The organism is Pedobacter gandavensis (genome assembly GCF_032677645.1).
In the GTDB taxonomy this organism is placed as follows: domain Bacteria; phylum Bacteroidota; class Bacteroidia; order Sphingobacteriales; family Sphingobacteriaceae; genus Pedobacter; species Pedobacter gandavensis_A.
Genome location: NZ_JAVTSB010000012.1, coordinates 174,520 through 188,905 on the forward strand (window position 1 = coordinate 174,520; position 14,386 = coordinate 188,905).

Sequence of the window (14,386 nt, forward strand, 5' to 3'; positions counted from 1 at the left end):
GCCTGGGTGCTTTCCTGGAATTAGCTATGGATTAATCCCGGCCTTCTTCTTCGCGAAGTGCTACACCTAAATGTTGCAATTGCGGTGCATTTTCGCAGGCAATGTATTTAGCTGGGTTTACATCGCTGGTGTTTTGATGCCTATGCCATGCCCAAACCGGGATGTAAACGGCATCTCCTGCCTGCCAGGCTACTTTTTCGCCTTCTATCTCCGTATAACCTGCTCCTTCAATCACGAAAAGAACGGTTTCGTAAGTGTGGCGGTGTTTGTTGGTCAGCTGGCCGGGTAATAGTCCGCCAATGGTCATGCTCACATTTTTGGTGGGTAGGTCTACAAAAAATACCGGATGTTTTCTTTCTGAGGAAAACTGGTTGTGAACACCTGCCTGTTCTACATTTTTATGGATGAACTTCTCCGGACGCTGGTAGTTTGGACGTGCAAAAGTTTGATGAAAATCTTTTGATGACAATGGGTTGTTGTTTTCTTTTGATGTTGTATTCATGATCTTATCATTTAATGGTGAACTCTTTTCAATTATTAATTCGTTTTTGATACTGCAAAATTTGGTTATTTTTGGCTGACTAAAATCATCCAGTTTTTAGTGAAACTAATGGGCCAGATGCTGAGACCTTGGAAAACCGTATTAAACATTGAATTGGGAACAGATAAGTCTGTTTTCGAGCAAATTGCTGATGGACTGATCGCAGAAATCCTCAAAGGAAGATTGAAACCAGGCATGTCTTTGCCGGGAACGAGAAGTCTCGCGGAGGATTTAGGCTTAAATAGAAAGACGGTGGTCCTCGCCTATGAGCAGTTGATTGCAGAAGGTTGGTTAGAGACGATTTACAAAAAAGGAACCTTCGTTTCTGAAAAACTGCCTAAACAAAAGATCAGACGAAAGCAAAGAAATGAAGAAAGTATCTCATCTTTAAAGAACTTTTCTTTTACCGCTTATCAAGCAGGGAGTCTGGCAGATATTGCCACAGATGTGCCATTAATAGTGTTTAATGATGGTTTACCTGATGTTAAACTCGCACCTCTGGATGAGTTAGCCAGAGCTTACAAACGGATATTTCAGCAGAAAGCCCGGTGGCGGATGTTGGGCTATGCCAATGAAAGAGGCGAGGAGCGACTGCGCCTTGCGATAGCAACGATGTTGAGCATGGATCGGGCCTTGAATTTCAATGTCAACGAGATCTGTATCACCAGAGGAAGCCAAATGGCACTCTATTTAACCGCTCAGGTATTGGTTAAACCCGGAGATTTCGTGGCTATTGAAAATCCGGGATACCGGCCGGCATTTGATGTGTTTAAACATGCTGGTGCCACCCTGCTACCTGTCGGTTTGGATGAACAGGGGATCGATGTGCAGCAGCTGGAACAGCTTTGCAAGTTGCAAAGCATAAAAGCGGTGTATGTGACGCCTCAGCATCAATTTCCGACCACCAGAAGTATGAAAGCAGATCGGAGGCTGCAATTGCTGAACCTCTCCAATCAATATGGTTTTGCCATTGTGGAGGATGATTATGACCATGATTATCATTTCGGTGGCAGGAGTTTGCAGCCATTGGCAAGCTACCTGGATGCACATAACGTGATTTATATCAGTTCCTTAAGTAAGCTGATTGCTCCCGCGGTAAGGGTGGGTTATGTAGCTGGTCCGGAGCGTTTTGTCGATTCTTTAGCCGCGTTAAGGATGACTATTGACCGTCAGGGAGACCCAGTGATGGAAAATGCTGTCGCGGAATTGATGGAAGAAGGATTGGTCAATAAACACGCAAAAAGGGCGTTGGCAGTATACAGGGAGCGAAGGAATCTGATGGTGAAATACCTGGACCTGTATATGAAGGAGGTCGCGGATTATGAACTTCCGGAAGGCGGACTAGCGTTCTGGCTGGTCTTTAAAAAACCGGTAAATACCATTCATTTGGCCGCACTGTTGTTGAAAAACGGGGTACAGGTGATTTCTACCGAAAGGTTTTCTTTTGATGAACAGCCTTTGAATGCCTTGCGATTGGGCTATGCTTCTCTGGAAGCCGAAGAAATGGAACGCGGCATCCGGTTGATTGGGCAATTTGCCCGGGACTATTTTGCGCAGGACATCAATGGGATGGATAAGCTGAACAGGGAAATCAAAAGACACAAAGGGATATAAGTCCTGGTATCTTCTTTTGCGAAACCAGTTCCTTTAACACTTTTCATCATACCGATGTATTTGAAATCGCCAATGACACGTAAAGAAAAGATTCCGGCAATGAAATAAGTCGCCCAATGGATGTAGTCTATTGGAATAAAGGTTCCGATAATTCCGGTATTGGCTACCGTGATGTAGGCGAAAATTACCAGTCCAAGGGCCACCATTAATGTTCCTGCTTTACCAGGTTGTAGGGGTTTTTCTCCATTAGAACATACAGGAAGTGCATTTTCCAATGCCCAGGTGCCACCAAATGCCCAGTAAATATGTAAAAAAGCCAGGAAAAGAAAAATCATTGCATTGATTGCAACCAGGAAAAACATCATCATAGTTATAGCTAAAAAAGGGCCGCAATATCGCAATACTTTCGGTTTTCATACTATAGACCGCAAAAAAAATGATCAATTATTTTTCCGACTGTCAGGAATCTTCTTTTTCATTTCAGGAATGATCATTTTCAGGAGAAATCCGAAACCTAACTTTAATTCTCCATAGTTGTTTTATATCTTGTAGGACAAATCTGGGGATTAGATGATCGGTCAGTTTGATCCCGGGGATTTAAAACAGCTCTATTATGGAAAATAAAATGAATGAAGACGAATTGAAAGCAGTCGGTAGTCAGTTGAGTTCGCCAAAAGGTGAAGCTGGAAAGGTCACCGGAGAACGGATGGCTGTTTCAAATGAAAATATGATCAAGCGGACGGTTGATGCCATGAAGCTTGCTGATCAACAGCAGGTGCTGGAAATCGGGCCGGGAAATGGAAGTCATCTGGCTATGCTGATGAAACAGGCTAAGGGCTTACAGTATACAGGAATTGATATTTCTGAGACCATGATCGAAGAAGCCAATCGCATTAATCAGGAATTGGTAGCAGCCGGTGTTGTCACTTTTTCTTTGTCGGACGGTGTGCGTATTGATTTTCCTGAGCAGTCTTTTCATAAGATTTTCACTGTAAATACCTTGTATTTCTGGAAAGACCCCAAAGCCTATGCAACGGAAATTTATAAAGCGTTAAAACCAGGCGGTTACTTTTGTATCGGTTTTGCCGACAAGAATTTCATGGAGCAACTGCCTTTTACCAAATGGGATTTTCAGTTATACGACACCCAGATGGTCAGAGATTTACTGGAAGAGGTAGGCTTTGAAGTGATCAAAGTATGGGAAGAGAAAGAACAGGTCATCAATAACATCGGTATGGATGTGAAAAGAGATATTATTGTGATCACTGCCGGGAAGTAAATGGTCGCTTTTAGTGCCTGTTGGAGTAGGTTATCCTGTGAAATCATGACTATTGTCATTTTAAAATAAGTTCGTGCCAGCTACTGATATTCAATCGTACTGAATGTATACATTTGCATTTTTTACGACCATGGAAAACACAACAAAAACTACACTAGAAAAAATTCAACAACATATTGAGCCCTTAAGACAGGAGATCATTCAGCATAAAGTTTATGCGGTGATCAATGACCTGGAAGATTTAAGAATCTTTATGGAATACCATATATATGCAGTATGGGATTTTATGTCCCTGTTAAAAGCTTTGCAAATTAACCTGACCTGTACCAGTATTCCCTGGTTCCCGGTGGGTTCCGGAAATACACGTTCCCTGATCAATGAAATCGTTGCCGGTGAAGAATCTGATGTGGATGCGCTGGGAAATAAGAAAAGCCATTTCGAAATGTACCTGGATGCCATGGAGCAATGTGGCGCAGATACGACCGAAATTGCCAGATTTCTAGCGGCTTTAAAATCGGGTAAAACGATGAATGAAGCTTACCAGGCTGCGGGAACTCCGGTTGAAGCGAGAGAATTTGTTGATTTCACCTTCCAGGTGATTCATGAAAAGCAAGCACATATTCAAGCCAGTACCTTTACTTTTGGTAGGGAAGACCTGATTCCAAATATGTTTTTAACTATGGTTAACGACTTAAATCAGAAGTTTCCGGATCAGATTTCTTTGTTTAAATATTACCTCGACAGACATATCGAAGTAGATGGAGATCACCATAGCCACCTGGCCCTGGAAATGACTGCGGAACTTTGTGGTACAAATGAAGCATATTGGATTGCAGCAGAAGAAATGAGTATGGAATCTTTAAGAAAAAGAACCGGACTTTGGAATGGTGCTTATCAGGCCATCATGAACCGCAAAAAAGATCATAACTAATCTGAAAACGAGCGCTGATTAAGCCCGGAAACAAGGATTGTATTGGAATAAGGTGTGATTAGCCTTGAATTAATTGAGCGATACGGGCAGAGAACTCAGGTTTTCTGCCCGTATTTTTTTAGGCGTCTTTTGAATCAGATTTCTTAGTTCCTAAAAATAATCATCCTAAGTATTGTTTCGTACGAAAAGTTTCCTACCTTTAAATTATGGAAGCCTGTCAACCAAAAAACCAGAAACAAATAGAGCCAACGAAAGCGGAATTAGAGATCTTACAGGTATTGTGGGAGAAGGGGCCGTTGACCGTTCGTTTGGTAAATGATAAATTAAATGAATTTCGGGAGATCAATTATACCTCAACGCTGAAATTGATGCAAATCATGGCGGAGAAAGGGATTCTGACCCGGGATGAAAGTCAAATGAAACATATTTATCATGTTGCTGAAAAGGAACAGACCACCAAAGATTTTCTGCTGGACAAGTTTATAGATACCATGTACAATGGATCGGCAGGCCGGTTGATGATGCAGTTGATGGGCAATAAGAAAACTTCAAAAGAAGATCTGGAAGCCATCAAGGTTTTGTTGAATCAACTGGAGAAAAAGTAGGCGCATAACCTGCTGAAAAACAAACACTAACTTTTAAAACTAAGACCCGACTAAAGAAAGAAATACTTCCTCCAAATAAACAGAACCTCCTTAAAGAACCACAGGAATGGAAAGCATCATTTTTAAAACGTTACTACACTCTCTATGGCAAGGCCTGATCCTTGCTTTTATCACTGCCGCAGTGCTTGTTTTTACCAATCGCTCTAGCGCCAGGTTGCGGTATAATCTATTGATTTCATGTTTCATTTTGTTTTCGGTAGGTGTCTTTGCCAGCTTTATATATGAATGGAAATTTGAGACCCCGCTTGCTGATTCCGGAAAAATGGCTAACCCGGGTGTGGCTGGAAATGGCACAGGCTGGTCGGCCATTACGGCCTCTCAACCCGACGTTTGGATAGGGAAATTATGGTCTTATCTTATTCCCTATACCACTAATATTGTACTGATCTGGCTTTTAGTAGTCGCGGCAAAAAGTATTCAGTTGTTTGCAGGACTGTATAGTATCAAAAGATTACGGAATACCAAAATTACAGCTGCCGGTGCTTATTGGCAAAACCGCGTTTGGGAACTGGCGCTAAAATTTGGAATCAATAGAATGGTCACTATTGTACAGTCTGGCCTGGTCAATGTACCCATGGTCGTTGGTTATTTTAAACCGCTGATCCTGCTTCCGATTGGTTTGCTCAATAACCTTTCAAAAGAAGAAGTAGAGGCGATCATTTGCCATGAACTGGCGCATGTAAAGAGAAGGGATTATCTGGTGAATATCCTGCAAAGCATTATGGAACTGGTGTTTTTCTTTAATCCGGCAGTTTTATGGATTAGTGAACTGATCAGGGAGGAAAGGGAGAATTGCTGTGATGACCTGGCGGTTTTAAATACCAATAATAAAGTAGGTTATATCAGTGCCCTCGTTTCTTGTGAGGAGTTTCAAATGAATAAACCCCAATATGCAATGGCTATTGCTGATAAGCCAGGTCAATTGTTGAAACGTGTAAAAAGAATGGTTTCTAGTCATACGCCAACACTAAATAAAATGGAGTTGCGGATTATGGGAATCGCTTTAGTGAGTATGGTGGTTTTAACGATGATCATCGCCTCGCTGAGACAAGATCCGGATCAAAGCGTATCGAATAGCAATGAACAGGTCTCTGTTGAAAAGGAAAAATCGGTTGTTGATCACCTGAGCTCTGCGGTTGACTGGACGGCCTCGAAAGCCAAAAATATGGTATCTTCTATTGGATCTACAGTGTTCCAGACCAGTGCGGAGAAAGCCGAACCGGAAAAAATGAAAGCCGAATTGGAAAGGATGAAAGCTGAAATGGCCAGAATGATGGCTGAAACCGGCAAAGTGATCTCCAAAACCGGAGAAACAATATCTATAGCTGGAGATACCATATTTGGAACTAAACTGAGTAGTTCAGGAAATGAAGAAACTAGTTTTGAAGCACAAAAAATGGCTATTGCAACCGGAGGAAGAACCACAGAGGTCACAGAGCCGACGATTGATAATGGAGAAAATGGCTATGAGGCTGATCAAAGTAGGACTTTTGATGAAATACTGGCTTCAGTACCAAAGAGCATGAAGGCTACTACGACTAAAAAATCCTCCATTAGTAGTAAGCTTGTTTCGGAAGGAGGAAAAGCTGTTGACGAGAAAATATCGGAATATATCCTGAATGATTTGATCAAAGATCGTTTGGTGAAGCGAGATGACAGGCTTTCTTTTGAAATGAATAAAGATAAGTTTGTTTTAAATAAAATGAAACTTCCGGAAGGAGTTCGAAAAAGATACACCCAAAAGTATATAAAAAGCCCCGATTGGATTATAGCCTATGAGCAGGAATCTGAATCAAAGTGAGAAATAACAAACGTTTAATTAAGGGCCCTGGTTTGTTGCAAGGCCTGTTTCCGCCATTTAATTATTAAAACAGATGAGATTATTGATTGCGGCATTTTTGGTCGCCTGGTTGAGTACAGCCCATATTTTAGCTTTTAGTCAGGCCCCTGTAGTGGCGAAACAAGTTCCGGTTTCCAGCAAAGTAAAGGGAACCGGACAGCTTTCAGGAAAGGTTTTGAATAGTTCCGGAAATGCTTTTGATCTGGCAACAGTAGCCTTGTTTAATGTCGGGGATAGTAGTCTTTTGAAAAGTACTTTTACCGCAGAAGATGGAAAGTTTTCTTTTGAACAGTTGAGCGAAGGAAGTTATCAATTGAAAATTTCAGCAATGGGTTATCAAAATGTACAGACTGCGGTATTGGTATTGAAAGGGTTGAATGCGCGGATGCTGGTTCCTGAACTGACGCTGATGCCCGCTACAAAAGAACTGAAAGAGGTGTCTGTGGTAGGTAAAAAGGCTTTTATTGAGCGTAAAATAGACCGGACAGTGGTTAATGTAGATGCCTTGATTGCCAATGCAGGTACAACGGCAATGGATGTTCTGGAGAAATCGCCGGGGGTGATTGTGGATCAGAATGGACTGATTAGTCTGAAAGGAAAACAGGGAGTCAGTATCTTTATCGATGGTAAACCCAGCTATTTGTCGGGTGCAGACCTGGAAAATTACCTGCGGTCTCTGCCTTCTTCGGCACTGGATCAGATTGAACTGATGACCAATCCTCCGGCAAAATATGATGCTGCCGGAAAAGGTGGGGTAATCAATATTAAAACCCGTAAAAACAACCAGTCTGGCTGGAATGGCGGATTAAATCTGGGCTATAATCAAGGGGAGCTATCCAGAACTAACAACAGTTTTAATATGAACTACCGGAAAAATAAGCTGAATTTCTTTACCAATCTGAGTTACAATTATCAAAATAGTTTCACTGATCTGGACTTATTCCGAAGGTATAAAAATGAAGATGGAAGCACGCAGTCTTTTTTCGAACAAAACAGTTATATCCGGAGAAAGGGCAATGTTTTCAATGGAAAAATAGGGATGGATTACTATCAATCGGAGAAGACGACCTGGGGACTGGTTTTAACGGGTATGGATCGGTCAGGGAATTCGACAACCGATAATGTAAGTAAACTTTTAAATGCAGGACGGGAGCTGGACTCCTTGGTTAAAGCACTAAGTAAAGAAAAGACAAGCTTTCAAAACCTGGGTGTTAACTTAAATTATCGCCATGATTTTGATAAATCGGGGCAACAGCTTGCCCTGGATGCCGATTATCTGGTTTACAACACCAATACGCAGCAGGAAATCTTTAATTCTTCTTATTTTCCGGATCAAAGTTTGAAATCTGAAGATATTCTACATGGGAAATTACCCGCTAATATTAAGATTTACAGCTTGAAAGCTGATTATACGAAGCCTTTTAAGAACAAATGGAAAATGGACGCAGGTCTGAAATCGAGTTACACCCGGACGGATAATATTGGGGAGTACAGCTATTCGATTGCCGGGCTAAGAAAACCTGATTATCAAAAGAGTAATCATTTCATTTATAAAGAGAACATCAATTCCGGCTATTTAAACCTGAGCAGGGAAACCGGGAAATGGTCAGTACAATTGGGACTACGTGCAGAAAACACCAATTCTGATGGCCATCAGTTAGGAAATCCATTGAAACCTGATTCCGCTTTCAAAAGAAACTATACGAGCTTGTTTCCTACGGCATATATATCCTATAAACTGGATACTTCCGGAAACAATCAGATTGGTTTAAATTATGGCAGAAGAATAGACCGGCCTTATTTTCAGGACCTGAATCCTTTTATCTCCCCACTGGATAAGTTCACTTATTATGAGGGAAATCCTTTCCTGAATCCTTCTTTTACGAATAGTATCGAGCTTTCTCATACCTTCAAAAATAAGATCACTACGACGTTAAGTTATAGCGATACCAAAGATGAGGTTAATGAAACTATTGAAATTCGTGACGGGATTTATTATAGCAGACCGGGTAATATCGGAAGGAAAATAGTGAAAAGTCTTAGCGTAAATTCAGGGCTGGACTTGTTTTCATGGCTAACCTGGACGTTTTATGGAGAGTTGACCAATCTTGATGCAAGGAGTGCCAACTTTTATAGTGGGTCCTTACATGGCAAAGGGACGTTTTTTTCTACTAATAATAGTTTTCAATTTAAACTGACGGAAACCTGGACGGCGGAGTTTAGCGGTTTTTACAGGTCTAAAATCACCGATGCACAGTTTATTGTAGGTCCGATGCATGGATTTAATGCAGGTTTTCAAAAGAAACTTTCTCCGGCATCTACGATCAGGATCAATGGTAACGATCTGTTTTATACCAGAATTACCAATGGACAAATCAATAACCTGAAAAATGTAGAGGCCGGATGGCGCAACCGTGCAGATTCTAGAAATGTAGTGCTAAGTTATAGCTACCGCTTTGGAAAGACCCTTTCAGGACTAAGAAAACATAAAAATACAGGGGCAGAAGCGGAGCAAAATAGAGTGAAGAATTAATATTTTCACCATCTTAGCAGTTCAACAATCAAGACGAAGCTATTTTTTATGAGTTCAGTATCATTTTTTAAAAGACAAGAAGAAGAAGCCATCCGCCTTTCGAGGATGGACTCAAATATGGCTATCTCTAACCAGGATGTTGCCGGCGTTGCCAAATATTGGATGGATGATATCATTGTGATCTCCGGTGAGGGTGGACAGTATTCAGGGAAAGCGAAGTTATTGAAAACATGGAAAGAGATGTTTGCAGGAAAACCACCTTTGTTTGAACGTATTCCTTCGTCGATTGTAATCGGTGATAGTGGGATTTTAGCCTGGGAAACCGGTGCCTGGAATTACAAAACCGAACCATTCAGAGGTAATTATTCCGCCATGTGGCGCAAAATTGATGGCGTTTGGCTAACACAGTCAGAGTTGTTCGTTTCCCTGGACTAACCCAGTCATAATCCATAAGACTAATCATTGAAAACCGCTTATTGACCATTTACCAATGGAACAATAAGCGGTTTTTTTATATCATAATCTTTGGGCTGAAAATGGAAATTAAAGTTAGCGTTTAGTTAACGCCAATCTTTAATTATCTTGGGCTATGATTGAAGTTTGTTGTGCGATTATAGTTGATGAGGATGGGTTGGTATTGGTTACACAGCGTAGTACCAGCATGTCTATGCCTTTAAAAATGGAATTCCCCGGCGGTAAAATTGAACCCGGCGAAAGTCCGGAAGAATGCCTGATCAGGGAAATCAAAGAAGAATTAGACCTTGATGTTCAAATCATTGCTCCGCGACCCGCTGCTCCCTGGCATTATCCGAACTTTTCTATCCTGCTACTTCCTTTTGTCTGTCGCATTACCGGCGGAACAATTGTGTTGAAAGAGCATGCGGCTTACGCTTGGATGGCGCCTTCAGATTTACTAAATTGCGATTGGGCCGAAGCAGATGTTCCAATTGTTCAGCAGTATCTGAATATTTCAAATGATGTTACCTCATAACCAATAAATAGAATTTATGAAAAACTCAGGCAAAGGGTTGATATTGCTCGCCGTTATGCTTCCATTCGTTGCGGAAGCCCAGCTGAGTAATACCCCAAAAACACCTATGATTTACCCTGAAACAAAAAAAGAAAACGTAAAAGACACTTACTTTGGTACTACTGTAGCAGATCCTTACCGTTGGTTGGAAGACGACCGTTCGGAAGAAACGAAATTATGGGTACAAGCGCAGAATGCGGTAACCAACGCGTATCTGGCGAAAATTCCTTATCGGAACGACATTAAGGAACGTCTGAAAAAACTGTTGAATTATGAAAAGTATTCTCAGCCATTTAAAGAAGGCGGCTATACTTATTATTATAAGAATACGGGGTTACAGAATCAGAGCGTACTTTACCGTCAGAAGGATGGTGGGGAACCAGAGGTTTTTCTTGATCCGAATACCTTTTCAAAAGATGCAACCAGTTCTTTGGCAGGTGTAAGCTTTTCAAAAGATGGTAGTATGGTGGCTTATCAGGTTTCAGATGGAGGTTCCGACTGGACTAAAGTGATTGTATTGAAATCAAGTGATAAATCTGTTGTTGGTGAAACGCTGACCGATGTTAAATTTTCAGGGATCGCCTGGCAAGGTAATACTGGTTTTTACTACAGCAGCTATGATAAACCAGCAGAAGGCAGTCAGTTATCCGGACTAACGCAATACCATAAACTGTTTTTTCATCAGTTGGGCACTGCTCAAAAGGATGATCAATTGATTTTTGGCGGAGACAAAACCCCGAGACGTTATATTGGTGCGGGATTAACCGAAGATGAACATTACCTGATCATTTCTGCGGCTAATTCTACCTCTGGTAATGAGTTATACATCAAAGATCTTAATGCTAAGGATGGTGCGATTGTGCCTGTAGTTGCTAATTTTGACAAGAACCATAGTATCATTGATAACATTGGAACGAAGTTGTTCATCTATACCAATCTAAATGCGCCTAACGGTCGTGTGGTGACGGTTGATGCAGCCAATCCTGGTGTAGAAAACTGGAAAGAACTGATTAAGGAGACAGAAAATGTATTGAGTCCTTCTACAGGTGGTGGTAAATTATTCGCTAATTATATCAAAGATGCCGTATCCATGGTGCTGCAGTATGATATGAATGGTAAAATGGAGCATGAAATCAAGCTTCCGGGCATCGGTACAGCCGGTGGTTTTGGAAGTAAGAAAGAGGATAAAGAGTTGTACTACTCTTTCACTTCTTATGTGTATCCTTCTACGATCTTTAAATATAACATCGCCAATGGTAAATCGGAAGTGTATAAGAAATCCGGAGTAGATTTTGATCCTTCAAATTATGAGTCTAAGCAGGTGTTTTATCCTTCAAAAGATGGTACAAAGATTCCGATGATCATTACCTATAAAAAAGGCATCGTCCTGAATGGTAAAAATCCGACTGTTTTATATGGTTATGGCGGTTTTGATGTAAGTCTGACGCCGGCATTTAGTACGGCTAATATTGTACTGATGGAGCAAGGTGGTATTTATGCCGTAGCCAATTTACGCGGTGGCGGAGAATATGGTGAAAAATGGCACCTGGCAGGAACGAAGTTGCAAAAGCAGAATGTTTTTGATGATTTTATTGCTGCGGGAGAGTTCCTGATTGCCAGTAAATACACTTCAAAAGACTACCTGGCCAGTATGGGCGGTTCAAATGGTGGTTTGCTGGTTGGCGCTACCATGGCACAACGTCCGGATTTGTTTAAAGTGGCTTTCCCTGCGGTAGGGGTAATGGACATGCTTCGTTACCATAAATTTACTGCCGGGGCGGGTTGGAGCTTCGATTATGGAACTTCGGAAGATTCAAAAGAGATGTTTGAATACTTGTACAAATACTCGCCGGTTCATGCGTTAAAACCAGGGGTTAAGTATCCTGCAACCTTAATTACAACGGCAGATCATGATGATCGTGTGGTTCCTGCGCACTCTTTTAAATTTGCAGCAACGCTGCAAGAAGATCAGGCGGGTGATGCACCGGTTTTAATCAGCATACAGACCAATGCCGGTCATGGGGCAGGAAAACCAACGGATAAGGCCATCGAAGAAATTGCCGATAGGTGGGCTTTCCTGTTTTACAACATGGGGATTAATTATAAAAAGTAATCCGAAGTAGTTAAATGAAAATGCCAATTGAGAATTTCAATTGGCATTTTCATTTGATCATTAATTGACTTGTTTAATGGTATGGACTTCCTTATTTCATGAGTGCAAGGAACTTAGGTAGATCTTTTTCATTACTGGAGAATAAAATCAGTTTCTTATCTGCTCCATAAAGGTATAAAGAAGGGTATTGTCTGGGATGAAACAAGGGAATGAAAACATAGTCCTTATCTTGTAGCGTTGTCACATTTTTCATTGTTTTTAAAGGCTTGGCGAAGGTATCTACGAAGTAATTGATAGAACGAAATACATCCTGAGATACCAGGTATAGGTTAACATTAGCTAGTTCCTTTGTGTTTTTACTTAGGTTTCCAGCTACTTTCTGACAATGTTCGCAGGTAGCATCAAAGAACATGATCAATGATTTTTTACCTTTAGGAATCTGGTCTGTAGAAAATTTAGTGCCATTCTCTTTGTAGAAAGCAGCATTAGGTATGGCTGATCCTGCTGGCAATCCTTGCGCAAAGGCACCAATTGAAAATGCTGTGAATAGCAGAGAAAAGAAAAGTGATTTCATAAGTTCTTTTTATTGATTAATATTGGCAATATCGCGTTCTCATTTGAAGAATGTGTCATTTGAATTAAAAAATACGATTCTTACATATTATCAATTGAGGTGCCAAAATGAAAAAAAGTAAATTTAGTGGTCTGGCGGGTAAGGTGCTAATCTTAGTGATTATATTGTTGAATGTGGGCTGTGATCAAATCAGCAAGTCTATCGTTAGAGACCATGTCGCTTATTATGAAAATATAAAGCTCTTCAGTGATTATGTTACGCTGACTAAAGTTGAAAACTCCGGTGCTTTTTTGAGTATGGGAGATGCGTTGCATTCGGGGATTAAATTTGTCTTGCTTTTATTGATGCCCGTAGCGGTATTGGTGCTGGGTGTTTATTTCGTGATGACCAGAAAAGACCTGAGTCCGGTTATGGTTTTTGGGGTCTGCTGTGTGATCGGTGGCGGGATCGGTAATTTATACGACAGAATCCTTTATGGATCAGTCACAGATTTTCTGCACATTGATTTTGTGGTGTTTCAGACGGGTGTTTTTAATGCAGCCGATATGTCGATTATGGGCGGGATGCTATTGATTATCATCGATTCTTTCTATAAGAAAAAAGTAGGGCACAATGTGCCTGCTCAGGGCTAATTTCGTATCCTTTTACAGGCATTCGTAAATCATTTCATTCTTTTGTATTAAAATAATCGTGTCGAAATGGCTGTTTAAGCGTTAAGGAACACTATTGTCTTGCTTAATTTGCTTTGCTGCTGAATTTAGGCGCTTTCTTTGTGGTATAGCGGAGAAACATAAATCATTTACCATGAAAAAAAGACTATTATTAGCAGTGGCCATGCTGTTCTCCGGCCTGACTTATGCACAGGATATTCCTGCAAAGGATGTACCTGTAGCCGTACGGAATTCCTTTCAGAAAGCATTTCCAAAAGCTTCAAAAGTAGAATGGGAATTGAAAGGTGATTTGTATAATGCAGATTTCGATATTGGCAGACGTGATCATGAAGTCTGGTTTACCAATAACGGATCAATCGTTAAGCATAAGAAAGAAATTACCGCTAAAGAGTTGCCGGCAGCAGTATTAAACGTGATCAAGAAAAACTATACTGGCTATAGAATTGATGATGTTGATCAGTTTGAAGAAGGAAAAGTATTTCTTTATAAAGTAGAATTCAAAAAAGTTGGAGAAGAAAAGAAAGTAGTTTTTGACGCAAAAGGAAATGTAGTCAACAGAATATTATAAGGAATCTTTTTTTATAGGGACAGTACA

14 protein-coding genes are annotated in these 14,386 nt (G+C 40.8%); 11 read left to right on the top strand and 3 right to left on the bottom strand.

Going from position 1 to position 14,386, the window contains the following annotated elements; all coding sequences use genetic code 11:
• Positions 1-31: 31 nt before the first annotated feature.
• Entirely contained in the window at positions 32-502 is a 471-nt protein-coding gene (locus tag R2Q66_RS19805) for a cupin domain-containing protein (protein WP_316752345.1), read from the bottom strand.
• Positions 503-619: 117 nt separating this feature from the next.
• On the opposite strand from R2Q66_RS19805, the gene R2Q66_RS19810 reads away from it, so the two are divergent.
• Entirely contained in the window at positions 620-2,155 is a 1,536-nt protein-coding gene (locus R2Q66_RS19810; protein ID WP_316752347.1) for a PLP-dependent aminotransferase family protein, read from the top strand.
• On the opposite strand, the gene R2Q66_RS19815 is transcribed toward R2Q66_RS19810, so the two are convergent.
• The gene (locus tag R2Q66_RS19815) at positions 2,086-2,523 is read right to left on the bottom strand and encodes a DUF3995 domain-containing protein (protein ID WP_316752348.1); all 438 of its coding nucleotides are present in this window, start codon (positions 2,521-2,523) and stop codon (positions 2,086-2,088) included. The two genes, R2Q66_RS19810 and R2Q66_RS19815, sit on opposite strands and share 70 nt — an antisense overlap.
• Positions 2,524-2,768: 245 nt before the next feature.
• Between R2Q66_RS19815 and R2Q66_RS19820 the strand changes: the two genes are divergently transcribed.
• The 8 genes from R2Q66_RS19820 to R2Q66_RS19855 all read left to right on the top strand — a co-directional run bounded on the left by R2Q66_RS19820 (position 2,769) and on the right by R2Q66_RS19855 (position 12,546).
• The gene (locus R2Q66_RS19820) at positions 2,769-3,434 is read left to right on the top strand and encodes a class I SAM-dependent methyltransferase (RefSeq protein WP_316752349.1); all 666 of its coding nucleotides are present in this window, start codon (positions 2,769-2,771) and stop codon (positions 3,432-3,434) included.
• A gap of 103 nt (positions 3,435-3,537) precedes the next feature.
• Positions 3,538-4,365, top strand: coding sequence for a DUF3050 domain-containing protein (locus tag R2Q66_RS19825; protein ID WP_316752351.1), 828 nt, complete (start codon positions 3,538-3,540; stop codon positions 4,363-4,365).
• Between the two features lie 206 nt (positions 4,366-4,571).
• On the top strand, positions 4,572-4,970 hold the full coding sequence (locus tag R2Q66_RS19830; protein ID WP_316752352.1) for a BlaI/MecI/CopY family transcriptional regulator: 399 nt from the start codon (positions 4,572-4,574) through the stop codon (positions 4,968-4,970).
• A 106-nt stretch (positions 4,971-5,076) separates the two neighbouring features.
• A complete protein-coding gene (locus R2Q66_RS19835; protein ID WP_316752355.1) occupies positions 5,077-6,831 on the top strand; it encodes a M56 family metallopeptidase in 1,755 nt (584 codons plus the stop codon).
• 73 nt (positions 6,832-6,904) lie between these two features.
• On the top strand, positions 6,905-9,403 hold the full coding sequence (locus R2Q66_RS19840; RefSeq protein WP_316752357.1) for an outer membrane beta-barrel protein: 2,499 nt from the start codon (positions 6,905-6,907) through the stop codon (positions 9,401-9,403).
• Between the two features lie 48 nt (positions 9,404-9,451).
• Positions 9,452-9,838: a nuclear transport factor 2 family protein gene (locus R2Q66_RS19845; RefSeq protein ID WP_316752359.1), complete on the top strand. Its 387-nt coding sequence runs from the start codon at positions 9,452-9,454 to the stop codon at positions 9,836-9,838.
• 154 nt (positions 9,839-9,992) lie between these two features.
• Positions 9,993-10,394 (top strand): (deoxy)nucleoside triphosphate pyrophosphohydrolase, encoded by a 402-nt coding sequence (locus tag R2Q66_RS19850; protein ID WP_316752361.1) that lies wholly within the window; start codon positions 9,993-9,995, stop codon positions 10,392-10,394.
• Positions 10,395-10,500: 106 nt separating this feature from the next.
• The gene (locus R2Q66_RS19855) at positions 10,501-12,546 is read left to right on the top strand and encodes a prolyl oligopeptidase family serine peptidase (RefSeq protein ID WP_410479444.1); all 2,046 of its coding nucleotides are present in this window, start codon (positions 10,501-10,503) and stop codon (positions 12,544-12,546) included.
• A gap of 91 nt (positions 12,547-12,637) precedes the next feature.
• On the opposite strand, the gene R2Q66_RS19860 is transcribed toward R2Q66_RS19855, so the two are convergent.
• A complete protein-coding gene (locus tag R2Q66_RS19860) occupies positions 12,638-13,120 on the bottom strand; it encodes a TlpA family protein disulfide reductase (protein ID WP_316752373.1) in 483 nt (160 codons plus the stop codon).
• A 107-nt stretch (positions 13,121-13,227) separates the two neighbouring features.
• Here R2Q66_RS19860 and lspA point away from each other — a divergent pair, with 107 nt between their 5' ends.
• Together lspA and R2Q66_RS19870 are read left to right on the top strand one after the other, a co-directional pair.
• The gene (gene lspA / locus R2Q66_RS19865) at positions 13,228-13,752 is read left to right on the top strand and encodes a signal peptidase II (protein WP_316752375.1); all 525 of its coding nucleotides are present in this window, start codon (positions 13,228-13,230) and stop codon (positions 13,750-13,752) included.
• A gap of 172 nt (positions 13,753-13,924) precedes the next feature.
• Complete coding sequence (locus tag R2Q66_RS19870) at positions 13,925-14,359, top strand: PepSY-like domain-containing protein (RefSeq protein ID WP_316752378.1); 435 nt, start codon at positions 13,925-13,927, stop codon at positions 14,357-14,359.
• The last annotated feature ends 27 nt before the right edge of the window (positions 14,360-14,386 follow it).

Bases quoted from the DNA above. Each gene is read 5' to 3' on its own strand.
- R2Q66_RS19805 (WP_316752345.1), bottom strand. From the start codon at position 502: ATGAATACAACATCAAAAGAAAACAACAACCCATTGTCATCAAAAGAT.
- R2Q66_RS19810 (WP_316752347.1), top strand. From the start codon at position 620: ATGCTGAGACCTTGGAAAACCGTATTAAACATTGAATTGGGAACAGAT.
- R2Q66_RS19815 (WP_316752348.1), bottom strand. From the start codon at position 2,523: ATGATGATGTTTTTCCTGGTTGCAATCAATGCAATGATTTTTCTTTTC.
- R2Q66_RS19820 (WP_316752349.1), top strand. From the start codon at position 2,769: ATGGAAAATAAAATGAATGAAGACGAATTGAAAGCAGTCGGTAGTCAG.
- R2Q66_RS19825 (WP_316752351.1), top strand. From the start codon at position 3,538: ATGTATACATTTGCATTTTTTACGACCATGGAAAACACAACAAAAACT.
- R2Q66_RS19830 (WP_316752352.1), top strand. From the start codon at position 4,572: ATGGAAGCCTGTCAACCAAAAAACCAGAAACAAATAGAGCCAACGAAA.
- R2Q66_RS19835 (WP_316752355.1), top strand. From the start codon at position 5,077: ATGGAAAGCATCATTTTTAAAACGTTACTACACTCTCTATGGCAAGGC.
- R2Q66_RS19840 (WP_316752357.1), top strand. From the start codon at position 6,905: ATGAGATTATTGATTGCGGCATTTTTGGTCGCCTGGTTGAGTACAGCC.
- R2Q66_RS19845 (WP_316752359.1), top strand. From the start codon at position 9,452: ATGAGTTCAGTATCATTTTTTAAAAGACAAGAAGAAGAAGCCATCCGC.
- R2Q66_RS19850 (WP_316752361.1), top strand. From the start codon at position 9,993: ATGATTGAAGTTTGTTGTGCGATTATAGTTGATGAGGATGGGTTGGTA.
- R2Q66_RS19855 (WP_410479444.1), top strand. From the start codon at position 10,501: ATGATTTACCCTGAAACAAAAAAAGAAAACGTAAAAGACACTTACTTT.
- R2Q66_RS19860 (WP_316752373.1), bottom strand. From the start codon at position 13,120: ATGAAATCACTTTTCTTTTCTCTGCTATTCACAGCATTTTCAATTGGT.
- lspA (WP_316752375.1), top strand. From the start codon at position 13,228: ATGAAAAAAAGTAAATTTAGTGGTCTGGCGGGTAAGGTGCTAATCTTA.
- R2Q66_RS19870 (WP_316752378.1), top strand. From the start codon at position 13,925: ATGAAAAAAAGACTATTATTAGCAGTGGCCATGCTGTTCTCCGGCCTG.